Origin of the sequence: Solimonas marina (assembly GCF_012241385.1) — a bacterium.
GTDB classification, from domain to species: domain Bacteria; phylum Pseudomonadota; class Gammaproteobacteria; order Nevskiales; family Nevskiaceae; genus Solimonas; species Solimonas marina.
The window spans coordinates 290,977-314,767 of record NZ_JAAVXB010000004.1 but is presented as its reverse complement, the minus strand read 5'-3'; the positions used below and the strand labels follow the sequence as shown (position 1 = coordinate 314,767).

Here is a 23,791-nt window from a genome sequence, read left to right as displayed (position 1 = left end):
TCGGACCTTCAGCGCAGCTGATCGAGCACGCCGTGCACGGCGGTCGGCAGTTCGCGGCCGAGGCGCGTCGCACGTTCCGGCGACCAGCCCTGGATCGGATCCTGCCACCAGGAGGTGTCCTTGAACGGCTGCTCGAGCAGCACCGACAGGCAGTTGTACTCCTCGGCGATCCAGTTCCAGGCCATGCGCAGATCGGCCTCGGCCGGCGAGCCGCCCGGATACGGATGGCCGAGTTCGTAGTCCGGCGACGCGGCATTCCACGCCCGCTCGAAGGTCTTGAACAGCGTGTCGAGGTGCTCGGAGCGCGACGGGATTTCCAGCGGGCCGCCCAGGAACACGCAGCGCAGTTCCTCGTCACCGTGGCAGTCGATGCAGAAGTCGACGCCGAGCTTCTTCATCAGCGCCTGCGTATGGAAGACCTCGGGGCTGCGTTCCAGACTCGGCGCCACCCATTCACGGTTGAGGTTGTAACCGAGCCCATTGGCGCGCGTGTGGCCGAGCTGGGTGCCGTCCGGATTGATGTTCGGCACCACGTAGAACACCGCGCGCTGCAGCAGGCTGGTGACGATAGGGTCGTGCTCGTCGAGCAGGCGCTCGACGGCACCTTCGACGAAGTAGCCGCTCATCGTTTCCGACGGATGCTGGCGCGAGATGATCCAGCAAGCCTTCTTGCCGGGGCCCGGCGTACCGATCGTCATCAGGTCGAGATCGGCGCCGAGGCCGCTGCGGCCGAAGGTCGACAAGGACACACGCGGCGACCGCTGGCAGCGCGCGATGAAGTCCATCTCGCGCTGCGGCGGATACGGCGCCCAGCGCGCGTAATAGCAAACGTCATGCTCGGGCACGTGCGAGAACACGTAGTCGCGCCCTTCCAGCGTGGCCGGAATGCGGAACCAGTGCTTGAGATCGTAGGACGCGTGCGGACCGGTGTTGGTCCAGCCGTCCTCGTAGCCTTCGCGGCCGGCCAGGCGCGCCGACGCGTCCTCGGCGACGTCGAGGATGCGGTAGGTGCAGGACTGGCCGCGAATGCCGCTGGCGCGGAAGTGGTAGTAGCCGATCGCCAGATGATCGTCACCCGGATCGCGCAGCAGGCGCAGCTGCAGATTGGCGGCGTCGTGCTCGTCGACGACCTCGATGCTGCCGGTCGGAATCTTGCCGCTGATCGAAATGCTCATGCCTGGCTCCGCAGATGGGTGGTCGCGTCGATGTCGACGGCACCGTCGCGAATGACGACGCGGTACAGCGACTCCGCCGCCTGCGGCGACACATAGCCTTCGAGCACGTCTTCCAGCACCGCGGCCGGATCGCGTTCGACCGGATTGCCGTACCCGCCGCCGCCGCCCGTCACCGCGACCGCGATGTCGCCGGCCTGGATCGCGGCGCGATAGGTGCTGACGCGACGCTCCTTGTCGGTACCGGCGTAGATCAGCATGCCGTTCGGCTCGGCCTCGCAACCGCCGGCCAACGCCCACGGCCGGGTCTTGGTCTTCTTCGTCACCGACAGGAATTCACCGTCGGTCATGAAGCGAATGCGGCGCGTCTCGCCGAGGCCGCCGCGGTAGCGGCCGGCACCGCCGCTGTCGGTGCGCAGTTCGAACGACTCGACGAACATGCCGGTCTTCATCTCCATCACCTCGACCGGCGTGTTGCGCACCAGACTGCCGGAGATGTGATTGGTGGCGTTGGCGCCGTCGTGCTTGGCGGTCGCACCCCAACCGATGGCGTCGTTGTTGCTGACGGCGTAGAGCTGCCCGGCCTCGTTGCGACCAACCATCATGAAGCCCATCACGTCGCCGCCCGACGACGCCGCCAGCGTCTCCGGCATGCCCTGCGCGAGCGCCTTGTAGACCAGCTCCAGCGCCAGGTGCGCCGTCCACAGCGTATACGTCGACGCCGGATAGACCGCGTGGAACAGATTGCCCGGCGGCGCCACCACTTCGAGCGCACGGAAATGTCCGGCGTTGCTCGATACGTTCGGCGTCGTCAGCGACTTCAGCACCAGCTTGCAGACCGTCTCGGTCAAACCGAACGGCATGTTGATCGGCCCACGCGTGGCGCCGGACGATGCGGTGAAATCGCAATGCATGCCGTCATCGTCGATCGTCACCGTGACCTTGATCGGCACCGGCGTATCGGTGATGCCGTCGTCGTCGACCAGATCTTCGGCCGACCAGGTGCCGCGCGGCAGCTTGGCCAGCGCCGCGCGCGAGATCGCCTCGCCGTGCTTGAGGATCTGTTGCGTGGCTTCGCCGAATTTTTCAGCACCGAACTTTTCGTGAATCTCGGTGAGACGACGCTCGCCGATGCGCGTCGCCGCGACCTGCGCTTCCAGGTCGCCGATCACCAGATCCGGCATGCGCGAGTTGAAGCGGATCAATTCGAAGATCTCGCGGTCCGGCTTGCCGGCCTTGTAGACCTTCAGGCACGGCATGATCAGGCCTTCCTGATGCATGTCGGTGGAATCGAGCACATAGCCCGGGTCCTTGGCACCCAGATCCATCCAGTGCGCGCGAATGCAGGTGAACGCGAACGGCTGGTCGGCGCCCGGCGCGAACACCGGCGCGAACAGCGTGACGTCCATCGCGTGCGCCGAATTCCAGTACGGATAATTCATCAGCACGATGTCGCCGCGCTGCAGATTCTCCTTGCCGATGTATTCGACGCCCTTCTTGATCGCGTAGTCGTTGGCACCGAGGAACAGCGCCAGACTCGGCGCGTCGGCGATCAATTCGAGATCGGCGTTGTAGACCGAGATGCCGAAATCGAGGACTTCGTAAATGACCGGATTGAACGCCGTACGGATCAGCGTGCGGCGCATCTCCTCGGCGGCGGACAGCAGATAGCTGCGAATGACTTCAGTGGTGGCGGCGTCGAGACTCATGCCGACTGACTCCGGATGATGAGGTGGCCGTAATCGTCGATCGTCACACGCTGGTCGGAATGGACCACGGTGGTCGACGTACCCTCGTCGATGATGGCCGGGCCGTCGATGACGTGACCCGGTGCGAGCTTGTGGCGCGCATAGACGCCGAACTCGGCACGCGCGCGGCGTGCGAAGCAGAATGCATCACGCGTGGCGACACGCGCCTCGTCGACCGGCCCGCTGGCGGCGTCGAGCTTGCGCAGCGTCGGCTTTTCGAGCTGGCCGGTGGCACGCAGGCGCAGCGTCACGATCTGTACCGGCTCGCTGAGCGAATGACCGTAACGCTGTTCGTGCAGCGCGTTGAAACGTGCGGCGATGGCGTCAATGGTGTCGCCTGCGGCAATCGCCACTTCGATCGCATGCTCCTGACCGAAGTAGCGGCATTCGAGGAAGCGTTCGAGCAACTGGCTGCCGGCATGGACTGACTGCGCAGCGAGGCGCTCGCGGCCACGTACGTCGAGATCGGCGAAGCCGGCCTCGACCGACGGCCAGCTCGCCGCATCGAGCGGCGACAGCTGTGTCTGCGAGAAATCGGAGACGATGTCGGACATCATCATGCCGAATGCCGAGAACGCGGCCGGCACGTTCGGCACGATCAGTTCGGTCGCGCCGATTTCGCGCGCGATCATCGGCGCGATCATCGGACCGGCGCCGCCGAACGCGAGCAGCGCGAATTCGTGCAGATCCTTGCCGCGCTCGACGGTGATCTCGCGCACGGCGCCGACGGTCTTGGCGGTCAGCACGTCGAAGATGCCGGCGGCCGCGGTGGTCGGATCGCAGCCCAGCGGATCGGCGACCCTTTCCTTGAGGCCGGCCAGTGCCGCGTCGGCGTCGAGCGACAGCTTGCCACCGAGGAAGGCGCCGGCGTCGAGGTAGCCGAGCACCAGCGCGGCGTCGGTGGTGGTCGGTTCGGTGCCGCCCTTGCCGTAGGCGATCGGCCCCGGCACGGCGCCGGCGCTGCGCGGACCGACCTGCAGCAGGCCTTCCTGCACCCAAGCGATCGAACCGCCGCCGGTACCGATGCAGCGGATGTCGAAGATCGGCATCAGCACCGGGAAGTGTTCGAGCGTCGCCTCGTGCATGACCAGCGGCTGGCCGTCCTCGATGACGCTGGCGTCGAGGCTGGTGCCGCCGTAGTCCAGCGTCAGCAGCCGCGGCCGTGCCAGCGAACGTGCCAGCTGCGTAGCGCCGATGATGCCGCCGGCCGGACCGGACATCACCGTGAAGATCGGTGCGCGCTTGGCGATCTCGGCAGTCATCGCGCCGCCGCTGGAGCGCATCACCAGGAAGCGACCGGTGAAGCCGCCGTCGGCCAGCGCCTGCTGCAACTCGCCGATGTAGCGTTCGAAGATCGGGCGGATGTAGGCGTCGAGCACGGTGGTCGCGGTGCGCTCGTATTCGCGGTATTCGCGGGTGATCTCGCTGGATGCCGACACCGCGATCTGCGGGAAGGCCTCGCGCACGATCTCGGCCGCGCGTAGCTCGTGCTCAGGATTGCGATAAGCGTGCAAAAAGCTGATCGCCAGCGCTTCGATGCCCGCCTCGCCGAGCGCCTGCGCCGCGGCGCGCACCGCGGCTTCGTCGAGCGGCGTGATCTCGTTGCCCTTGGCGTCGAGGCGGCCGGCCACGCCGAAGCGATGCCGGCGTTTCACGACCGCCTGCGGGCGCTGATAGGCGTAGTCGTACATCTGCGCCGGCGGCACGTCGGCGCGGCCGATCTCGAACAGATCGCGGAAGCCTTCATTGGTAATGATGCCGGTCGAAACGCCGCGGCGTTCGAGAATGGCGTTGAGGCCCAGGGTCGTGCCGTGCACGAACACGTCGGTTTCTTCGAGTGGCGTGCCGAGACGCTTGATCGCCTCGACCACGCCTTCGACCGGACGCTTCGGCGTGGTCGGCGCCTTGGCCAGTTGCACGCTGCCGGTCTCCCGGTCGAACTGGATGGCATCGACGAACGTGCCGCCGATGTCGATGGAAATTCGGTACCGCTTCATGATGTTCTGTCTGTCCGTTTCAGGGGAAGCGCGCATCGGCGCGCGAAACGGCCGCAGCCGGCCGTCAGAATAGCCCGGGTCGCGCCGCCGGCGGCGCGACCCGGGAACCGGCTTAGTAGCGGATCTGCAGTTCCACGCCGAGCTGGCGCGGTTCGTTGTAACTGCGCAGCGAACCACCGACGGCGGCAACCGTGCGTTCGTCGGTCAGGTTGCGGCCGACCAGCGCCACGGTCCAGGCATCGTCGTCGGCGCGCTGCAGGGCAACGCGCGCGTTGAGGAAGTCCTTGGCCGAAACGTGCTGATTGGCGGTGTTGTCGAGGTCGTAGTACAGCCCGCCGCGATGCTGCCAATCGACACGGCCGGTCACCATCAGGCGATCACCCAGCGGCTGCGAGGCCTCGACACCGAGCAGCGTGGTCAGCGGATAGACCTGCGGCACTTCGTTGCCCTTGTAGCTGGTGCCGCTCTCGGTGAAGCGCTCGATGCGCGTGTGGTTGTAGCCGACCGAGCCGTTGAGCTTCAGCCACGGCAGCGGCAGGGCGTTGAACTCCAGCTCGGCGCCGTTGACGCGCGTCTTCGGAATGTTGGTGATGACGCGGTAGATGCCTTCGTCGGTCACCACCGAGTAGAAGTACTGCTGGTTGTCGAAGTCCGTGTGGAAGACATCGGCATTGAGGATCAGGCGACGGTCGAAGAATTCGTTCTTGACGCCGATCTCATAGTTCGACGAGACCTCGTTGTTGTAGACGCGCAGGCCGGTGGTCAGCGGCGTATCCGGGTTGAAGCCGCCGGTGCGGAAGCCCTTGCCGTAGGTGGCGTAGCCCATGGTCTGCGGCGTGAACTGATACGACAGCGAGACCTTCGGCTGCGGCTCGTGGAACTTGTGCGAGCTCGGTTCGCTGGTGACCAGGTTGGTGCCGTTGGCATCGACCATGTCGTAGCGCAGGCCCAACGTCGCGGTCAGCTTCTGCGTGAGGTCGTAGTCGGCCTGACCGAACAGCGCCCAGCTGGTGTAACGGTAGATGTTGAAGTCGTCGCCGCTTTCCGGGAACGAGTAGCTGCCGTCGGATTCGATCGAGCCGTACTGCGTACGGTCGTCGACGAAGTAACGCTGGCCCCAGGCACCGACGTTCCAGCGCAGGCGGTCATGTCCGTTCGACGTCAGGCGCAGTTCCTCGCTCCACGACTTGGTGTCGTTGGTCCAGGTCTGCACACCGGACACGGTGTCGGTGAAGTCGCCGTCGGCGAGCAGGTCCTGACCGGCCTTGTTGAACGCCGAAATCGACGTGAACGTCATCGGCCCGAAATCGTAATCGGTCTTCAGCGAGTAGCTCTGCAGCAGACGCTGGTCGACGCCGTGCACGTCCTCGCTGGGATTCTGGCTGTAGTTGTCGATCGAACCGTCGCCGGCATTGACCAGCCACAGCGCGCCGTTGGAGCCGTCGGTGACATGCGCACGCAAATCCATCGACAGCTGACCGTTCGGCGTATAGAGCAACTGACCGTTGTAGCTGCGCTCATTGACGCCGTCGACCTTGCTGCCGTCGTAGTCGTTGGTGATCAGGCCGTCGAAGTTACGGCTGTAGACCGACGCGCGGTAGAACAGCTGATCCTTGATGATCGGGCCGCTGACCGTCAGCGTGCCGGTCGCATCGTTGCCCTGCGCATAGCCGAGTTTGGCCTGCGCATGGAAGTCGTTGGTCGGTTGCTTGGTGACGATGTTCAGCGCACCGGCGATGGCGCCGGCGCCGTACAGCGTGCCCTGCGGGCCGCGCAGCACTTCGATCTGCTGAATGTCGACGAGCTGCTGCTTGAGAAATTCCTGACCCGGCTGCTGGACGCCGTCGATGACGATCGCAAACGGCGACTGACCACCCTGCACCGTCGTGAAGCCGCGGAACGACACATTCTGGATGCCGGGGCGCAGCTGGTCGGTGATCACCAGGTTCGGCGTCAGCGCGGCCGCGTCCTGGATGTTTTGCACGCCAGCGTTCTCGATGTCGTCGGCGGTGATCACCGAAGCCGAAGCGGCCACATCCTGCAGCTTCTCGCTGCGCTTCTGGGCGGTGACGGTGATTTCGGGCAGCGCGTCGCTGCTGGCGACTGCGCTCGTATCGGCCGATGCGGCACTGCCGCTGTCATCGGCCCATGCGGCGCCAAGGGTGCTACCGAAGCCGGCGGCGACGCCGAGGCTCGACAGGAGGACCTTGGAAATCAGGTGGCGTTGAAAAAAACGGCTGCGCTTGTTGGGGGCCATGGAAACCTCGATGGACTGACTGATCCGCGGGCAATCCCGCTGTCGTCCATTCTTCAAGTCGGGCCTCCATCGCATCAATTACGGCGCGGGTTATTCTGTTTGCGCCGCACGCAATTTGCAGGGAATTACCTGAAATTGTGCCATATCGGCGCATGGCGCCCATATTTGGTCGAAAATTTCATTGAATTTGCGCAAATAAGGTGCAGACCATGCGTGCGCGCGACGGCCCCGCCGATGCCGTTGCAGGCCCCGCAACGAGTCCGACCGACGCTGCAAAAGCGCTGCGGTTCTAATGGGCCGACGTCTTTCGAGGAATGCTTTCGTGTCATTGAAATCGCTGTTCGCCCGCCTGGTCGAACGCAGTCCCTACCGCGCCGTCGGTGCCGACGATCAGCGCAGCTGGCTGTTCCTGGTCGCCATCCACGTCGGCGTATCGATCTGCGTACCGCTGTTCGCGTTCGGCGGCCAGCTCGGACGGCATATGTCGTTCGTCGAGCTGGTCGGGGCGGTGCTGGCCGGCGCAGCGCTGATCGTGGTGCTGGCGTTCGCCACCGGCTATGTCGGCATGCGCGCCCGCGTGCCCACCGCGATCCTCGTCCGTCAGACCTTCGGCGAGCGCGGCGCGCACGTCGTCGCCCTGGTGCTGACGCTGGCGTCGTTCGGCTGGTTCGGCGTACAGACCGAGATGCTGGTCAACAGTATCTTCGCCCTCGCCCACGTCCAACCGTCGGCCGGCCTGCGCCTGATCCTGACGTTCGCCGCCGGGGCGCTGATGAGCTCGACCGCCATCATCGGCGTGCGCGCGCTCGGCAAGGTCACCTATATCGCCGTGCCGCTGCTGCTGCTGGTGATCGCGGTGCCGGCGTCCATCGCGCTGAGTCGCCAGGATCTGGCACCGCTGCTGATGAAAGCGCCGCCTGAAGCGGCCTACGGCTTCGGCGCGGTTGTCTCGATCGTGGTCGGCAGTCATATGAGCACGATCGCGATCTCACCGGACCTGACGCGTTTTTTGCGCACGCCGCGCGACGTCGCCGCCGGCACGATCGCCAGCTTCGCCGTCGCGCTGCCGGTGCTGTTGCTGCTGTCGGCGCTGCTCGCCGTCGTCTACGGCAGCTCGGATCTGGTCGCGGTGATGGTCGCGGCCGGCGTCGGCGCACCGGCGCTGATCGTCATCATCCTCGCCACCTGGACCAGCAACGACAAGAATCTCTACGAATCGGCACTGTCACTGTCGGCCCTGTTCCCGCGCATCGAGCGTTGGCAGCTGACCGCGATCGCGGCGCTGATCGGCACGGCCGTCGCCGCCGCCGGCATCTTCCAGCACTTCATCGGCTTTCTGGTGCTGCTGGGCTTGGCGATCGCACCGGTTGCCGGTGTCTATCTCGTCGATTACTGGATGGGCGGCACGCGCTATGCCGACGGTGCGCCGATCGAGCGCCTGCGCGTTGCGCCGTTCGTGGCCTGGGCCGGCGGTTCGCTGTTCGGCCTGATGACCCTGCCGGCCGATTCGAGCGGCCTCGGCTGGCTGACGCTGACCACGGTCCCGACGCTCGACGCGCTGCTGGCCGCGGCGCTGCTGCACATCGTGCTCAGCCGGCTGCTCGGATCGCGCCGCGCCGCGGCCGCGAACGCGTGAGCGGGCAGCGCGACTACTCGCGGCCGGCGAGCGCGCGCAGCGCCGCGCCGCTGACGCGATTGATGATCCATTCGCGCTTGAGTTCGGCGCCGAGGCTTTCGTAGAAGCGGATCGCCGGCTCGTTCCAGTCCAGCACGGTCCACTCGAAGCGGCCGCAGCCGCGCTCGGTGGCGAGCCGCGCCAGTTCGATCAACAGGCGCTTGCCGATGCCGCGGCCGCGATGCTCGGGTTTGACGAACAGGTCTTCGAGATACAGGCCCGGCTGCGCGAGAAAGGTCGAGTAGTTGTGAAAGAACAGCGCGAAACCGGCCGCTTCGCCGTCATGCTCGGCGATCAGCGCCTCGGCATAGGGCCGCGCACCGAACAGGTGCTCGCGCAGCGCATCCTCGGTGGCGACGACCTCGTGCGTGAGCTTTTCGTAGTCGGCCAGCGCGCGGATCAGCGACAGCAGGAGCGGCGCGTCGGCCGGCGCCGCCGGGCGCAGGACAATGGCGCTCATCCGCCCAGTACATCGCGCATGCTGTAGAGCCCGGCCGGGCGCCCCGCCAGCCAGGCCGCGGCACGCACGGCGCCGTTGGCGAAGTTCATGCGGTTCGACGCCTTGTGCGTGATCTCGACCCGCTCGCCGTCGCCAAGGAACATCACCGTGTGATCGCCGACCACGTCGCCGCCACGAATAGCCTGAAAGCCGATCGCCCCGCGCGGCCGCGCGCCGGTGTGGCCGTGGCGCTCGAACACCGCGACGTCGTCGAGCGTGCGCCCGACGCCGCGCGCCACCGCCTCGCCCATCATCAGCGCCGTGCCGCTCGGCGCGTCGACCTTGTGCTTGTGGTGTGCCTCGACGATCTCGACGTCGAAGTCCTCGCCAAGCGCGCGCGCCGCGTCCTCGAGCAGCTTCAGGCACAGATTGACGCCGATGCTGAAGTTGCCGGCCATAACGATGGGAATCTGCCGTGCGGCCGCCTCGATCCGCATCTTCTGCTCGGCGCTGAAGCCGGTCGTGCCGATCACCATGCACTTGCGCTCGGCGACGCAGATGTCGAGCGCCGCCAGCGTGCCTTCCGGCCGTGTGAAGTCGATCAGCACGTCGAACGCGCCGGTCGCCGCGCGCGGATCGGGCGACACGATGACGGCGGTCTCACCGAGCGGGCGACCGACCGCCGCGTGACCGTCGCGCTCGAAGGCGGCGCCCAGCACGACCTGCGACGACGCGGCAACGGCGGTGGCGATCGCCTGGCCCATGCGGCCGGTGGCGCCGAAAATGGCGATGCGGGGCTCAGAACTCATGACCGTGGTGTCGCTTGCTGGAAAAAAGGGCGCATAGCTTAGAACCTATCCGCCGCCACGGCACCTTGTGCCTCGCACGCGGGCGAGGCTTTTCCAGCCATTACAGATCGAGATCGTGCGGGTCGGCGGCGAAGGCCAGGCCCAGCGCACCCTCGCCGACGTTGATGCCGCCGGTCATGCTCATGACGCTCTCGATGACCTCGATGCCGCGCTCCTGACACAGCGCGATCAGCGCCGCATACCCCGGCAGGCCGCGCATTTCGTCGAGCTCGCCGCCGTAGCACAGGCCCAGCGTCGGCGTCAGCAAGCCAGCGATGACGCGGCGTCCGGCGTAGGCGAACAGGCGCGCGCAGGCATCGTCGAAGTGGCGCAGCTTGGCCACCGGGCCGGTCTCGTTGCGGTAACCGCGCACGATCGGCTTGATGTCGAGCATGGTGCCGAGCGCCGCGCCGACCCAGCCGACGCTGCGGTCGCCCTTCTTCTGGCCGCGCACGCGCAGGTAATGCAGATCGCGCGGCACCATGTAGCCATAGCTGTTCTGCACGATGAATTCGGCGCGCTCGCGAATCTTGTTCGGGTTCTGCACGCCGGACTCGATCATGCGTACCACTTCGGCGGTGCTGATCGCCTGTGCGACGAACAGGTTCTGCGTATCGATCACGCGCAACGAGAACGGCCCGGCGATGCCGGCCTGCGCGCGGATCGGTTTGTAGCCGGACAGAATCGCGAACGACGCCTGCGTCGCATTGGCGTGGATCGGGCTGCGGCTGCTGGCGATCGTCAGACAGAACACGAAGTCGTAGTCGAGCACCAGCTTGTCGAGAAACACGTCGCGAATCTGCTCGACCGCGAACGGCGACGAGCCAGCGTCGCCCTTGGCGCCAAGATGCTCGCGATAAAAGCGCAGCGTCTCGTTCGGATCGCGGGCGTCGACCAGATCCTGGCCGCCGAGATGGATCGTGATCGGCAGAATCTGGATGTTGTGCCGGTCGATGTAGTCCGCCGGTAGATCGCAGGCCGAGTCGACGACGACGCCGATACGCATCATGTGAGTTCCTCCCCCCGGAGCCGCCGCCCATGCTGGCGGCCTATTCGATTTTCAGCGCGATTTTTCGGCGCGCTTGGCGTCTTGCCAGCGCGCTTCCATCTCGACAATCCGTCGAGGATCGCCGATCGGCGGCAGCCGTTCAAGCTCGGCGCAGACATGCGCGAAGCGCCGTGCGAACTTGGCGTTGGCGCCGGCCAGCGCGGCACTGGCATCGACCCCCAGATGCCGCGCCAGATTGACGGCCATGAATAGCAGGTCGCCCAGCTCGTCCTCGATGCGCGCCGGCCCCTCGGACACGGCCGCCTGCAGTTCGCCGATCTCCTCGGCGAGCTTGCCCCACAGCTCGGCGGTCTCCCGCCAGTCGAAACCCAACGCGGCAGCCTCACGTTGCAGGCGGTGCGCGCCAGCCAACGGCTGTTCGGAGTCGCTCATAGACAGTCGCTGTCGGACATGCGCCCGGCCAGCTCCCAGAGCATGCCGGCGGTCGCGCCCCAGATGCGGTACTGCTGCCAGTTCAGTTCGAAAAACGGCACGTTGAGGCCGTCGCGCGTCAGGATCTTGCGCTCGAAGCGCTGGCGATCCGCGAGCATCTCGAAGGGCAACTCGAAGACTTCGGCGACCTCGCCGTCATGCGGCGACAGCGCTGGCGCACCGTCGATGAGACCGACCACCGGCGTCACCAGAAAGCGGCTCAGCGTCGGGTAATCGTTCAGATAGCCGACGATCTCGACGCCGGACGGGTCGAGCCCCACTTCCTCCTGGGCCTCGCGCAGCGCGTTGTCGACGGCGCTCGCATCGTCGGCGTCACGCGCACCGCCCGGAAACGCGATCTGCCCGCCGTGCGCGCGCAAACCGGCAGCCCGCACCGTCAGCAACACCGACAGCCGATCGGCGTGACGGATCACCGGTACCAGCACCGCCGCCGGCCGCAGCACACCGGTGCCGGCCAGCATGCGGTCGAACATCCGCTCCGCCGCCGACGGCAGCCCCAGCTGCGCGCGCGGGCGCGGCATTTCCAGATGCGTTCCGGCCAGCGCCACGCGCAGCTGCCGCTCGAGACCCATGTCCTGCGAACGCGTATCGACGATATCCATAGACGAAGTTTAGCGAAGTGACGCCCGGCGCCCTAGAATTCCCCAGCCATGAACGAATCCGAATTCTTCGCCGCACTACGCGAGCGCTACATCGACAATTCGCCGCACATGCGCGAATGCGGCTTCGTGGTCGAAGCCCTGTCGACCGAATACGTCACCGTGCGCCTGCCGGTGCGTGAGGACTGGATCGGCGACGTCGAGAACGGCCGCCTGAATCCCGGCATCGTCACCGTGCTGGTCGACAGCACCGGCGGCCTGGCGGCCCTGGCGCGCGCCGGCGAGCCGGAGCCGATCGCGACGCTGGACCTGCGCATCGATCACATGCGCCCGGCCTTCTTCGGCGCCGACCTGCACTGCCGCGCCGAATGCCTGCGCATGGCACGCAGCATCGCCTTCGTCCGCGCCACGGTCTGGCAGCACGACCCGCACGAGCCGATCGCCAGCGCCCAGCTGGCGTTCATGCGCGCCGGCGCACGCCGCGTGCCGGACATGCCGACGCACGGCGTGCAGGACTTCGTCTCATGAGCGCGCGCTGGAGCGAGGCACGCCGCGCAATGCGCGAACAGCACGACGACACGTTGCTGATCGCCCTGATTCCGTACGCCCGCTATCTGGGCATGCGCGCCGAACCCGGCGAAGGGCGTCTGCGCGTGCACCTGCCGTTTCGCGAGAACCTGGTCGGCAACCCCAGCGTGCGCGCCTGGCACGGCGGCGTCACCGCCGCGTTCATGGAGAACACCGCATTGCTGCAGCTGCTGGTCGAGCTCGATGAAGAACGCGTGCCGAAAAGCATCGACTTTGCCATCGACTATCTGCTCTCCGGCCGCCCCGGCGATCTGTACGCCGATTGCGAGATCACCCGGCTCGGCCATCGTGTCGCGCACACGGTGATCCGCTGCTGGCAAACCGATATCGGCAAGCCGATTGCCGTCGCCCGCGCCCACTTCCTGCTGACCAGCGAATGAGTGCAGCCCCCGACGACGCACAGGGCTGGCTGACCCTGCGCGAGCTCGACGACGAGGCCTGCCTGCCCAAGGGCAGCGCATTTCGCGTCTTCAAGCGTCTGGCCGACAGCTGGCACGAGGGCCGCGACTACGCGGTGCTCGACAGCCAGCACGACGCTGCGGCGGTCACCGCCTTGCGCCAGAACCAGCGTCTCTACCCTCACAGCGTCAAGGCGATCCTGCTGGCACCGGCGGCTGGCGCGGCCGTCCTGCAGGCCTTGCAGAGCCGATAGGCGCCACTTTCGCCTCCTCCGTCCCCGGCTTGTCCGGCGCCTCGATCCGCGCGTACGATGCCGACTCACTACATTTTGGAGAGCGTCAGATGTCCGCCGCCGATCTGCTCAAGAAGCTGCCCGCTGCATTCAACCCGTCCGAAGCCAGCGGCATGGACTGCACGCTGCAGTTCAACTGCTCGACGCCGATGCACGCCGTGATCAAGGACGGCAGCTGCCAGCTCGTCGACGGCACGGCGGCCGACGCCGACGTTGCCATCACCATGGAAGACGACGACATGGTCGCGCTGCTCAAAGGCGACCTCAACGGCATGACCGCGTTCATGACCGGCAAGCTGCAGGTCGACGGCGACCTGATGCTCGCCCAGCGCATCGCGTCGATCTTCGATGCCAGCAAGCTCTGACCCAGACGTACGTTCGACTCCGGCCCCGGGCACTGCCCGGGGCTTTTCGTTTGCGCTCGAATCCGGCGCCGACGGCCTGACCCTGCACGCTCACCACCACCCGGATTTCCGGCCGATCCGCTGCGACTGGACCGCGCCCGACATCCGCCGCCGCGTGGCCGGCGGCCGACGGCAGTTGCTGGCACGCGCCATCGGCCTGCACAAGCAGGCCGACCTGAGCGTGCTCGATGCCACGGCCGGCCTCGGCCGCGACGGCTACGTGCTGGCCGCGCTCGGCGCCAGCGTGACCATGCTCGAACGTCAGCCGCTGTTCGCCGCACTGCTGGCCGACGCCCACGCGCGCGCCGCCGATCAGGCCGACCACGCCGCGGTCGCCGCACGCATCGAGGTCGTGGCCGGCGACGCCGCGAGCTTCATGCGCGATACCACGCGCCGTTGGGACGTCGTCCACCTCGATCCGATGTACCCGCACCGCGGCAAGCAGGCGCTGCCGCAAAAGGAAATGCAGATCCTGCGTGAGCTGACCGATGGCGATCCGGATGCCGATGCACTGCTGGCGCCGGCGCTGGCCGTCGCGCAGCGCCGCGTCGTCGTCAAACGGCCGTCGCATGCGCCGTTCCTGGCCGGCCGGCCACCGAATTTCCAGCTCGACGGCAGTCAGGCGCGCTACGACATCTATCTGCCGACCTGAATTCGTCACACACCACGTCGCGTCCAGCGTTGCCGGCGCTGCCGATCGTCATGACGGGGATGCCGAGTGACGACGAATGCGGAATACTGCACACATGCGCCTGCTCACCATCGTCCGTCACGCCAAGTCTTCCTGGGACCACCCCGACCTCAGCGATTTCGAACGTCCGCTCAATGAGCGTGGTCAGCGCGATGCGCCGCTGATGGCGGCGTGGGCGCGCAATGCCACCGGCGTCCCTGACCGCATCGTCAGCAGCCCGGCCGTGCGTGCGCTGACAACCGCTCAGGCATTCGCCGATCGGCTCGGCATCGAACACGAACAGATCGCCATCCAGCCACGCATCTATGAAGCGACGCTGGCGGCGCTGCTGCGGCTGATTCGCGATTTCGACGACCGTAGCCCGCACGTGATGCTGTTCGGCCACAACCCGGGACTCAGCGAGCTGGCGGCGTCGCTGGCGGACTGCCCGTTCGCCGACCTGCCGACCTGCGCGGTCGTTCACCTGGAATTGCCGGGCAAGCGCTGGGAGACCGCCTGCGACGGTCGCGGCGAATTGCTCAGCTACGAATTTCCGAAACGGCTGCGCGACTGACAGACACCGCAGCGCCGGGGACGTGGCGTCAGGCCGGCAGCGCTTCCAGCGTCGGTGCCGCGCCGAAGGCGTGACCGCGATCGAGCAGGTAATCCAGCCACTTGTGCAGCAGCAGATTGCGCCGCCACTGTGCCGACAAAAACGCATGCGCCGCAGGGTCGGCATCGTCGGCGGCGTCCCACGGCGGCCGCTGACTGCATTGCAGCGCTTCGGCGACGGCGGCGTCCTGGTAAAGCCGCACCCACAGATCCGGCTGGCGCCGCACGCCGCCGTCGTCGGTGAATTCGTAGGTCAGACGCAGGGTCTGCGTGTAGCGATCGCGCTCCACCACTTCCAGATGCAGCGGGCAGTCATGCTCGGTATGCGATACCGAGCGCTGCTTCGGCGCATGCCGGTCCAACAACGGCAGCAAGCGCAGCAGCATGCGGTAGTTCCGCTCGTAGAGTTCGAGCAGATGTGCGATATGCCGCGGTTTGCCGCAGCACGGGCAAAGGTCCGTAGTAGCCTGCATGTGTGAACTATAAGATACCGGTCAACTTCAGCAAAACGACGTCGATAACGACAAGATGACGATACGCGAACTCCCCACCAAACCCTACCTCGACCAGAAGTCCGGCACCGCCGGTCTGCGCAAGAAGGTCGCGGTCTTCCAGCAGCCGCACTATCTCGAGAACTATCTGCAGTCGATCTTCGACTGCGTGCCCGAGCTCAAGGGCCGCACGCTGGTTATTGGGGGCGATGGCCGCTATCACAACCGTGCGGCGATCCAGACCGCAGTGGCGATGGCCGCCGCCAACGGCGTGGCGCGCGTCGTCATCGGCCAGGGCGGCCTGCTATCGACGCCGGCGGCGTCGAATCTGATCCGCGTGCGTGATGCCGCCGGCGGGCTGCTGTTGACCGCCAGCCACAATCCGGCCGGCCCGGACGGCGACTTCGGCATCAAGTTCAACGTTGCCGGCGGCGGCCAGGCTACCGAAGGCCTGACCTCGCGCCTCTACGAACATAGCAAGACCATCAGCCGCTACCGTGTGTTCGACGGTGGCAGCATTGACATCGACCGGCGCGGCGAGCAAACCATCGGCGACACCGTCGTCGAAATCGTCGACGGCGTCGACGACTACGCCAAGCTCATGCAGTCGCTGTTCGACTTCGACCGCATTCGCGAGTGGATCCGCCACGGCGGACGGCTGCGCTTCGACGCCATGCACGCGGTCACCGGCCCGTACGCGCAGCGCATCTTCGTCGAGATGCTCGGCGCTGCCGACGGCAGCGTGATGAACGCCGTGCCGCTCGAGGACTTCGGCGGTGGGCACCCCGACCCGAATCTGATCTACGCCAAGCACCTCGCCGATCTGGCATTCGAGGAAGACGCGCCGGACCTGATCGCCGCCAGCGACGGTGACGGCGATCGCAACATGATCCTCGGCCGCGGCCTGTTCATTTCGCCGGGCGACTCGCTGGCCATGCTCGCCGCCAACCTGCAGCGACTGCCCGGCTATCGCGACGGCGTCAAAGGCATTGCCCGCTCGATGCCGACCTGTCGCGCCGCCGACCAGGTCGCCAAGGCGCTGAACGTACCGCTGTACGAAACGCCGACCGGCTGGAAATTCTTCTGCAACCTGCTCGACGCCGGCGAAGTAACGATCTGCGGCGAGGAAAGCTTCGGCACCAGCTCCGCACACACGCGCGAGAAGGATGGCGTCTGGGCGGTGCTGGCCTGGGCCAATGTCCTGGCCGCCACCGGCAAGTCCGTGCGCGAAATCGCCGATGCGCATTGGGCGCAATTCGGCCGTCACTACTTTGCGCGCCATGACTACGAGGAGCTCGGCGCAGCGCAGGCCGAGGCCGTCATGCAAGCCGTGGCCGGCGCGCTGCCGTCGCTGCCGGGCCAGGACTTTGCGGGCCATGCGGTGACGCTGGCCGACGAATTCAGCTATCGCGACAAGACCGACGGCAGCCTCGCCACGGCGCAGGGCCTGCGCATCGTCTGCGGCGACGACGCTCGCGTCGTGCTGCGCCTGTCAGGCACCGGCACCAAGGGTGCGACACTGCGCGTTTATCTGGAGCGCTACGCGCGTGACAGCTCGAGCCTGCACTGGAAGACGGACGACGCCGTCGCGCCGCTGGCGGCTGCGATCGCGCGCGTCGCCCGCATCGCCGAGCTGACCGGTCGCCAAACCCCCGACGTCGTCACCTGAGTCCAGGCACATGGCCGAACAACGGCATTCGCGACTGAGCTTGAGCGGTACCGGGACGATGATCGCCAACAGCAGCATCCGCACCAAGGTGATCTGGATGCTGGGCCTGACCATGGGCCTGTTCGTGCTGACTGCGTCGTCATTCCTCGGCAACCAGCGCGAGATCAACGATGCGCGACAGCTGGCCGATCACACCAATGTCGTGCTCGACCGCACGGCCGATCTGCTCGTCCAGCTGCTGCGTCAGGAAAGCAATCTGCGCGGGTATCTACTGACCCACCAGGAGGCATTTCTGGCGCCCTACCAGGCGGCCGAGCAGAGCTTCGATAGCGATGTCGCGGCGCTGCTGAAACTGACGGTCGACAATGCCGAGCAGCAGGCACGCTATCACCGCATCGCCGACATGATGCAGCAGTGGCGAGACGAGGTGGCACACCCGGAAGTCGCCTTCGTGCAGAGCAGCCCACGTGGCGACGAAGCAAGAGCGATGGTCGCGACTGGTCGCGGGCGGACCATGACCGACGCCATCCACATGCAGATCAATCAGGCCGCCGATACCGAAAGCGCGCTGCTGAAGATCCGCAACGGCGCGCTCAGCGATCAGCTCGACAACACGCACGAACTGGCGATCGCCGCGTTGGTGCTCGGCTTCGTTTTCTGCGTGCTCTCGCTGCTCGTCGCCGAACGCACGCTGGCGACGCCCATGCGTCGCCTGACCGAGCTGACCGGCCGCCTCAGCGACGGCGACCTCGATCTCGATGTGCCCTACGGTCGACGTGGCGACGAAATCGGGGCAATCGCACGCGCCATCGAATCGCTTCGAGATGCCGCGCTACAGGTCCGCAACCGGGAATGGCTGAAGAACCATCTCACACAGCTCGGCGCGCACGCCTCCAAACCTCGCGAGTACAACGAGTTCGGCCAAGCCGTGCTCAGCTATCTGTGTCCGCTGCTCGGCGCCGGCTATGGCGTGCTGCTGCACGCCCACGAGGACGGCGCCCTGCAGGCGATCGGCGGCTACGGCTATACCGAGCGCCGCGGCCAGGCGCGCGTGACGCGCGACGGCCTGACCGCCGAGTGCCTGCGCCGCGGTCAGCCAGTCACCCTGAAGCCAGTGCCGGACGACTATGTGCGCATCACATCGAGCCTGGGCAATGCAGCGCCGCGCATCGTGCAGTTCTGGCCGCTGCGCGGGGCGACGACCACCATCGGCGTTCTGGAGCTTGCCAGCTTCGCCGAGTTCGACGAGCGCACCACGGAGCTGGTAACCGAAGCCACGGCGATGCTCGGCCTGATGCTCGAAGCGCTCGGCAACGCCTTGCGCACGCGCGAACTGCTGGAGGAGTCGCGCGCGCAGTCCGAGGAGTTGCAGGCGTCCGAGGAAGCGCTACGCGTCCAGCAGGAAGAGCTGCGCACCGCCAACGAGGCGCTCAACACCAAGAACGAGGCGCTGGAGGAACAGGGGCTGCGCCTGCGCGCGTCCGAGGAGGAACTGCGCGCACAGACCGAAGAGCTGCGCACCACCAACGAATCGCTGGGCGAAAAGAGTCGCGAGCTCAATGCATTCAACGATCGGCTGCTGGCCTTCCAGCAGGAGCTGGAGGTCAAGAACCGCGACCTTGAACAGGCGAGCCGCTACAAATCGGAATTCCTCGCCAATATGTCGCATGAGCTGCGCACGCCGCTCAACAGTCTGCTGATCCTCGCCAAGGACCTGGCCGACAACGGCACCGGCAACCTCACCGGCGAGCAGGTCGAATCGGCGCAGATCGTCTACGACAGCGGCCGCAATCTGCTGAATCTGATCAACGATATTCTCGACCTGTCGAAGATTGAAGCCGGGCGCATGGACGTGCAGTGGGAGACGGTCGAGCTGCAGGCGATCACCGCCAACGCCGAGCGCAACTTTCGCCGCGTCGCGCAGGATCGCGGGCTGCGGTTCACGGTCGACATTGCCGCCGGGCTGCCGCCGAAAATTCACAGCGACGGCTCGCGCATCGCGCAGATTCTGACCAACCTGCTCGGCAATGCATTCAAGTTCACGCATCAAGGCGAAGTACGGCTGACGATCGCGCGCGCCGACGACGACGCACTGCCAGTATTGCCCGGCGCGCTGCAGCGGGAACGCACCGTGGCGCTCACCGTGCAGGATTCCGGCATCGGCATTGCCGCGGAAAAGCTCGCGCGCCTGTTCCAACCGTTTGAACAAGGCGACGGAACCACAAGCCGTCGCTACGGCGGTACCGGATTGGGCCTGTCGATCAGCCGCGCCCTCGCCCACCTGCTCGGTGGCGACATCGTGGTCGGCAGTACGCCAGGACAGGGCTCGCGCTTCACGCTGCTGCTGCCCGACGACGGCGCGGTCGACCATGCCGTCAACGGCGACGATACGGACGTCGCGCCGGCACACACCGCCCTGGCCACTGCGCTGCCGGTCATCGAAGTGCCGATGCCGGCTGCCGAGCCCGCAACCGTGGCCGAAGTGCCGGCCACCGAAGTGCCGCGCGTCGCGCAGATTCCGGACGACCGCGAACAGCTGCAGCCGGGCGATACCTGCATCCTGGTGGTCGAGGACGACGGCGCGTTCGCGCGCGTGCTCGCCGACATGACACGGCGCAAGGGTTATCGCGTGCTCGTCGCCACCGACGGCCAGAGCGGTCTGGCACTGGCTCGGCATTATCGGCCGACCGGCATCCTGCTCGACGTCGACCTGCCCGTGATGAGCGGCTGGACGGTGATGGAACAGCTCAAGGCCGACGCGGCGACGCGGCAGATTCCGGTGCACTTCGTTTCCGCCAACGACGATGTCTCGCGTGGCATGGCGATGGGTGCGGTCGGTTTCGTCACCAAGCCGGCGACGCGCGAGTCACTGGACGCCGCGTTCCAGCGCGTACTCGGCAGCAGCGAAGGGACGCGTCGCAAGGTGCTGGTCGTCGAAGACGACCCGGTCGCGCGCCGCGCCGTCAGCCACCTGCTGTCGAAACAGCCGATCGACCTGCACGAAGCGGACACCGCCGCCGACGGGCTGGACCGTATCAGCACGCAAGCCTACGACTGCATCATTCTCGACCTGACGCTGCCCGACGCCAGCGGTTTCGAGTTCCTCGAGCGCCTGGCGCAGCGCGGCCCGGTGCCGCCGGTGGTGATTTATTCGGCGCGCGAGCTGACCCGCGAGGAAGACCTGCGCCTGCGCGAATACACCGACAGCATCGTCATCAAGGGCGCGCAGACGCCGGGGCGCCTGCTCGACGAGGTGTCGCTGTTCCTGCACGCCGTGAAGAAGCCGTCGAGTCCGACGTCGACCGCGCAGACGCCGTCGGATCTGGCCGAGCGCACGGTGTTGGTCGTCGATGACGACATGCGTAATGTCTTCGCATTGTCGAAGACGCTGCGGGGCCAGGGCTTGAAAGTGCACGTCGCCCAGGACGGTCACAAGGCGCTGCTGCAGCTCGAACAGCATCCGGAAATCGAATGCGTGCTGATGGACGTGATGATGCCCGGCATGGATGGTTACGAAGCGACGCGCGAGATTCGCAAGCAGCCGCAGTGGCGTGAGTTGCCGGTCATCGCCGTCACGGCCAAGGCGATGAAGGGCGATCGCGAGAAGTGCCTGGCGGCCGGCGCCAACGACTACCTGACCAAGCCGATCGATGTCGACAAGCTGTTGTCGATGATGCGAGCCTGGTTGCCGCCGAAGTAGACGGATCGCGAGCCATGGACGCCGCACGTCGCGAGGAAATCGAAATCGAGTTGTTCGTGCAGGCCCTGCGCATGCGCTACGGCTACGATTTCTCGCAGTACGCGCACGCATCGTTCAAGCGCCGTGTGCAGAACCTGGCCATGCACTTCGGCTGCGCGAACATCGCGCAAATGACCGAACGCGTACTGCACGATACGGCGCTCATCCCCGAAGTCATCGCGCAATTGTCGGTACCGGTCTCGGAGATGTTTCGTGACCCGGAAGTGTTCGAATGCCTGCGCCGCGACATCTTTCCGGTGCTCGCCAGCTATCCGCATTTCAACATCTGGCATGCGGGCTGCGCGCACGGCGAGGAAATCTATTCGATGGCGATCCTGCTGCAGGAAGCCGGCCTCTACGAACGCGCGCAGATCTACGCCACCGACATCAGCGCCCAGGCACTGGAAACGGCCAAGGACGGCATTTACGCCGCGCGCCATCTGCAACAGTGGGCGGCCAACTATCTGCGCGCCGGCGGCCAGCGGACCTTGTCCGACTACTTTCATTCGCGCTACGGCCATCTCAAGCTCGACGAATCGCTGAACCGCAATATCGTCTTCGCCCAGCACAATCTCGCTGCCGACGGCGTGTTCTGCGAAGCGCACCTGATCCTGTGTCGCAATGTGCTGATCTACTTCAAGCCGGACCTGCAACGCCGCGCCGTCGAGTTGTTCCGAACCAGCCTCGTGCGCGGCGGCCACCTGTGCCTCGGCACCAAGGAGTCGCTGACATTCACCGGCTGCGCGGCAAGCTTCGGGGTGGTCAGCGGCCGCAATGCGCTTTACCGCCTGCTCGATCATGGCACCCACGACTGAACGCATCGTCGTGGTCGGTGCCTCGGCGGGCGGCGTCGCGGCCCTGCGTGCGCTGCTCGCCGGGATCGATACCCGCTTCAGCTGGCCGATCGTCATCGTCCTGCATATCGGCGACAGCAATATCGAGGGCCTGATCGAGGTACTGCAGGCGACCTCGCGACTGCCCGTGCGCGAAGCGATCAGTGGCGGCGACATCACGCCGTCCGCCGTCCATGTCGCGCCCGGCGGCTATCATTTGCTGATCGAGCGTGACCACAGCTTCTCGCTGTCGCTCGATGCGCGGGTGCGCTATGTCCGGCCGTCGGCCGACGTGCTGTTCGAATCAGCGGCGGAAGCCTATGGCGCCGGCGTCATCGGCGTGGTGCTGACCGGCACCAACGATGACGGTGCACGCGGACTCGAAACGATTGGCATCCAAGGCGGTCTATGCCTCGTACAAGACCCTAGCGAAGCCGAAGAGGCGGCGATGCCGGCGGCAGCGCTGGCCAAAGCCGCCGCCACCTCGCTGCCGGTTGCCGCGATTGCGGCCCGGCTGATGACCGAATTCAACACTTTCAAAGCAAGATGACCATGTTCGAAGTGCAGGCCTCGCGCCCCGCGGTCCTCGTTGTCGACGACACGCCGGCCAATCTCGTCGCGATGCGCCGTCTGTTGGCGAAGATGGACTGTGACATCGTCGAAGCCGACAACGGCAACGACGCGCTGGCGGCCTGCCTCGATCGCGAGTTCGCGCTGATCCTGCTCGATGTGCAGATGCCCGAGATGGATGGCTTCGAGGTCGCCTCGCTGCTGGCCGAAACCCCAGACTGCAAGAACGCGCCGATCATCTTCGTCACCGCCGCGTACAAGGACGACCTGAACCGGCTCAATGGCTACGAAGTCGGTGCTGTCGACTACATCGCCAAACCGATCAACGAGTTCATCCTGCTGTCGAAGGTCAAGGTCTTCCTCGATCTGTACCGTAGCCGCGCAGCGCTGAAAACGGCCGAAGCCGCAGCCCGCCACCGCGCAACGCACGATGCGCTGACCGATCTGCCGAACCGCCTGCTGTTCACCGACCGGCTCGGCAACGGCCTGTCACGCGCGCGCCGCGACAGCAGCAAGCTGGCACTGGTCTATCTCGATGTCGATCACTTCAAGCCGGTCAACGATCGCCACGGTCACGCCGCCGGCGATTTGCTGCTCAAGGCGATCGCCGGACGACTGCAGCGTTTGCTGCGCGAATCCGACACCGTCGCGCGCCTCGGCGGCGACGAATTCGCGGCGATACTCGAAAACGTCGCCAGCCGCGAGGACGCGCAGTCGCTGGCGGAACTGATGCGCATCGCCATGCATCAGCCATTCTCGCTGCAGTTGCCGGATCAGCCACAGCCGATCGAAGTGCAGGTCGGCGCCAGCGTCGGCGTCGCGCTGTTCCCGGAAGACGGCGGCACCGAGGATGCGCTGATCGCGCAGGCCGACGAGCAGATGTATACGCGAAAAAAAGCGCGCGCCTGAGCGGCGCGCGCCGATACGCGGCCGCCGCGGTTCGCTAAAAACCGAGGTTCATGCCTGGCGGCAGCTGCATGCCGGCCGTGACCTTGGCCATCTTGGCCTTGGACGCCTCATCGAGCTTCTGTGCCGCGTCATTGATCGCCGCAGCGACCAGGTCCTCGACGAATTCCTTGTCTTCCTGCAGCGCATCGGCGCTGATCTCGACCTTGCGCGCCTGATGCTGGCCGGTCAGCGTCACCTTGACCATGCCGGCGCCGGATTCACCGGTCACTTCCATCGCGGCAATCTCGGCCTGCGCGCGCTGCATGTTCTCCTGCATCTGCTGCGCCTGGCGCATCAGATTGCCCATTCCACCTTTCATCATTGGGGTCTCCAGGTAACG

General features: G+C 66.3%; 23 protein-coding genes. 12 read left to right on the top strand and 11 right to left on the bottom strand.

Annotated elements, in window-relative coordinates; all coding sequences use genetic code 11:
• Nucleotides 1-8 precede the first annotated feature (8 nt).
• The 4 genes from G7Y82_RS09755 to G7Y82_RS09740 all read right to left on the bottom strand — a co-directional run bounded on the left by G7Y82_RS09755 (nucleotide 9) and on the right by G7Y82_RS09740 (nucleotide 7,174).
• On the bottom strand, nucleotides 9-1,175 hold the full coding sequence (locus tag G7Y82_RS09755; protein WP_168147848.1) for a M14 family metallopeptidase: 1,167 nt from the start codon (nucleotides 1,173-1,175) through the stop codon (nucleotides 9-11).
• Complete coding sequence (locus G7Y82_RS09750) at nucleotides 1,172-2,881, bottom strand: hydantoinase B/oxoprolinase family protein (protein WP_168147847.1); 1,710 nt, start codon at nucleotides 2,879-2,881, stop codon at nucleotides 1,172-1,174. The genes G7Y82_RS09755 and G7Y82_RS09750 overlap by 4 nt, the downstream gene beginning before the upstream one ends.
• Nucleotides 2,878-4,917 (bottom strand): hydantoinase/oxoprolinase family protein, encoded by a 2,040-nt coding sequence (locus G7Y82_RS09745; RefSeq protein ID WP_168147846.1) that lies wholly within the window; start codon nucleotides 4,915-4,917, stop codon nucleotides 2,878-2,880. The genes G7Y82_RS09750 and G7Y82_RS09745 overlap by 4 nt, the downstream gene beginning before the upstream one ends.
• 112 nt (nucleotides 4,918-5,029) lie before the next feature.
• A complete protein-coding gene (locus G7Y82_RS09740; RefSeq protein ID WP_168147845.1) occupies nucleotides 5,030-7,174 on the bottom strand; it encodes a TonB-dependent receptor in 2,145 nt (714 codons plus the stop codon).
• Nucleotides 7,175-7,496: 322 nt separating this feature from the next.
• Between G7Y82_RS09740 and G7Y82_RS09735 the strand changes: the two genes are divergently transcribed.
• On the top strand, nucleotides 7,497-8,810 hold the full coding sequence (locus G7Y82_RS09735; protein WP_168147844.1) for a cytosine permease: 1,314 nt from the start codon (nucleotides 7,497-7,499) through the stop codon (nucleotides 8,808-8,810).
• Between the two features lie 13 nt (nucleotides 8,811-8,823).
• On the opposite strand, the gene G7Y82_RS09730 is transcribed toward G7Y82_RS09735, so the two are convergent.
• The 5 genes from G7Y82_RS09730 to G7Y82_RS09710 form a co-directional block, all read right to left on the bottom strand.
• On the bottom strand, nucleotides 8,824-9,309 hold the full coding sequence (locus tag G7Y82_RS09730) for a GNAT family N-acetyltransferase (RefSeq protein WP_168147843.1): 486 nt from the start codon (nucleotides 9,307-9,309) through the stop codon (nucleotides 8,824-8,826).
• A complete protein-coding gene (gene dapB, locus G7Y82_RS09725) occupies nucleotides 9,306-10,097 on the bottom strand; it encodes a 4-hydroxy-tetrahydrodipicolinate reductase (RefSeq protein WP_168147842.1) in 792 nt (263 codons plus the stop codon). The genes G7Y82_RS09730 and dapB overlap by 4 nt, the downstream gene beginning before the upstream one ends.
• A gap of 100 nt (nucleotides 10,098-10,197) precedes the next feature.
• Nucleotides 10,198-11,142 (bottom strand): DegV family protein, encoded by a 945-nt coding sequence (locus G7Y82_RS09720; RefSeq protein WP_168147972.1) that lies wholly within the window; start codon nucleotides 11,140-11,142, stop codon nucleotides 10,198-10,200.
• A 54-nt stretch (nucleotides 11,143-11,196) separates the two neighbouring features.
• The gene (locus G7Y82_RS09715) at nucleotides 11,197-11,577 is read right to left on the bottom strand and encodes a MazG nucleotide pyrophosphohydrolase domain-containing protein (RefSeq protein ID WP_168147841.1); all 381 of its coding nucleotides are present in this window, start codon (nucleotides 11,575-11,577) and stop codon (nucleotides 11,197-11,199) included.
• Nucleotides 11,574-12,239, bottom strand: coding sequence for a CoA pyrophosphatase (locus G7Y82_RS09710; protein ID WP_168147840.1), 666 nt, complete (start codon nucleotides 12,237-12,239; stop codon nucleotides 11,574-11,576). The genes G7Y82_RS09715 and G7Y82_RS09710 overlap by 4 nt, the downstream gene beginning before the upstream one ends.
• 48 nt (nucleotides 12,240-12,287) lie before the next feature.
• Here G7Y82_RS09710 and G7Y82_RS09705 point away from each other — a divergent pair, with 48 nt between their 5' ends.
• The 6 genes from G7Y82_RS09705 (at nucleotide 12,288) to G7Y82_RS09680 (ending at nucleotide 15,163) form a co-directional block, all read left to right on the top strand.
• Nucleotides 12,288-12,764: a PaaI family thioesterase gene (locus G7Y82_RS09705; protein WP_168147839.1), complete on the top strand. Its 477-nt coding sequence runs from the start codon at nucleotides 12,288-12,290 to the stop codon at nucleotides 12,762-12,764.
• Nucleotides 12,761-13,204 carry a PaaI family thioesterase gene (locus G7Y82_RS09700; RefSeq protein WP_168147838.1) on the top strand — a complete coding sequence of 148 codons (444 nt, stop codon included), beginning with the start codon at nucleotides 12,761-12,763 and terminating at the stop codon, nucleotides 13,202-13,204. Before G7Y82_RS09705 ends, G7Y82_RS09700 begins: the two co-directional genes overlap by 4 nt.
• Nucleotides 13,201-13,476: a hypothetical protein gene (locus tag G7Y82_RS09695; protein ID WP_168147837.1), complete on the top strand. Its 276-nt coding sequence runs from the start codon at nucleotides 13,201-13,203 to the stop codon at nucleotides 13,474-13,476. The genes G7Y82_RS09700 and G7Y82_RS09695 overlap by 4 nt, the downstream gene beginning before the upstream one ends.
• Before the next feature lie 89 nt (nucleotides 13,477-13,565).
• On the top strand, nucleotides 13,566-13,880 hold the full coding sequence (locus G7Y82_RS09690; protein ID WP_168147836.1) for an SCP2 sterol-binding domain-containing protein: 315 nt from the start codon (nucleotides 13,566-13,568) through the stop codon (nucleotides 13,878-13,880).
• A complete protein-coding gene (locus tag G7Y82_RS09685) occupies nucleotides 13,864-14,571 on the top strand; it encodes a class I SAM-dependent methyltransferase (RefSeq protein WP_168147835.1) in 708 nt (235 codons plus the stop codon). The genes G7Y82_RS09690 and G7Y82_RS09685 overlap by 17 nt, the downstream gene beginning before the upstream one ends.
• 94 nt (nucleotides 14,572-14,665) lie before the next feature.
• The gene (locus G7Y82_RS09680) at nucleotides 14,666-15,163 is read left to right on the top strand and encodes a SixA phosphatase family protein (RefSeq protein ID WP_168147834.1); all 498 of its coding nucleotides are present in this window, start codon (nucleotides 14,666-14,668) and stop codon (nucleotides 15,161-15,163) included.
• A gap of 28 nt (nucleotides 15,164-15,191) precedes the next feature.
• On the opposite strand, the gene G7Y82_RS09675 is transcribed toward G7Y82_RS09680, so the two are convergent.
• On the bottom strand, nucleotides 15,192-15,674 hold the full coding sequence (locus G7Y82_RS09675) for a DUF1249 domain-containing protein (protein WP_240954200.1): 483 nt from the start codon (nucleotides 15,672-15,674) through the stop codon (nucleotides 15,192-15,194).
• A 55-nt stretch (nucleotides 15,675-15,729) separates the two neighbouring features.
• Here G7Y82_RS09675 and G7Y82_RS09670 point away from each other — a divergent pair, with 55 nt between their 5' ends.
• Genes G7Y82_RS09670 through G7Y82_RS09650 form a run of 5 tightly spaced genes read left to right on the top strand, consistent with a single transcriptional unit; the run spans nucleotide 15,730 to nucleotide 23,412 of the window.
• Nucleotides 15,730-17,361, top strand: coding sequence for an alpha-D-glucose phosphate-specific phosphoglucomutase (locus tag G7Y82_RS09670; RefSeq protein WP_168147833.1), 1,632 nt, complete (start codon nucleotides 15,730-15,732; stop codon nucleotides 17,359-17,361).
• A 10-nt stretch (nucleotides 17,362-17,371) separates the two neighbouring features.
• Entirely contained in the window at nucleotides 17,372-21,061 is a 3,690-nt protein-coding gene (locus G7Y82_RS09665; RefSeq protein WP_168147832.1) for a response regulator, read from the top strand.
• A 14-nt stretch (nucleotides 21,062-21,075) separates the two neighbouring features.
• Complete coding sequence (locus G7Y82_RS09660; RefSeq protein ID WP_168147831.1) at nucleotides 21,076-21,915, top strand: CheR family methyltransferase; 840 nt, start codon at nucleotides 21,076-21,078, stop codon at nucleotides 21,913-21,915.
• On the top strand, nucleotides 21,899-22,483 hold the full coding sequence (locus tag G7Y82_RS09655; RefSeq protein ID WP_168147830.1) for a chemotaxis protein CheB: 585 nt from the start codon (nucleotides 21,899-21,901) through the stop codon (nucleotides 22,481-22,483). Before G7Y82_RS09660 ends, G7Y82_RS09655 begins: the two co-directional genes overlap by 17 nt.
• The gene (locus G7Y82_RS09650) at nucleotides 22,480-23,412 is read left to right on the top strand and encodes a two-component system response regulator (RefSeq protein ID WP_206370525.1); all 933 of its coding nucleotides are present in this window, start codon (nucleotides 22,480-22,482) and stop codon (nucleotides 23,410-23,412) included. The genes G7Y82_RS09655 and G7Y82_RS09650 overlap by 4 nt, the downstream gene beginning before the upstream one ends.
• Before the next feature lie 34 nt (nucleotides 23,413-23,446).
• On the opposite strand, the gene G7Y82_RS09645 is transcribed toward G7Y82_RS09650, so the two are convergent.
• Nucleotides 23,447-23,773, bottom strand: a complete 327-nt coding sequence (locus G7Y82_RS09645) for a YbaB/EbfC family nucleoid-associated protein (protein ID WP_168147829.1) — start codon at nucleotides 23,771-23,773, stop codon at nucleotides 23,447-23,449.
• Between the last annotated feature and the right edge of the window lie 18 nt (nucleotides 23,774-23,791).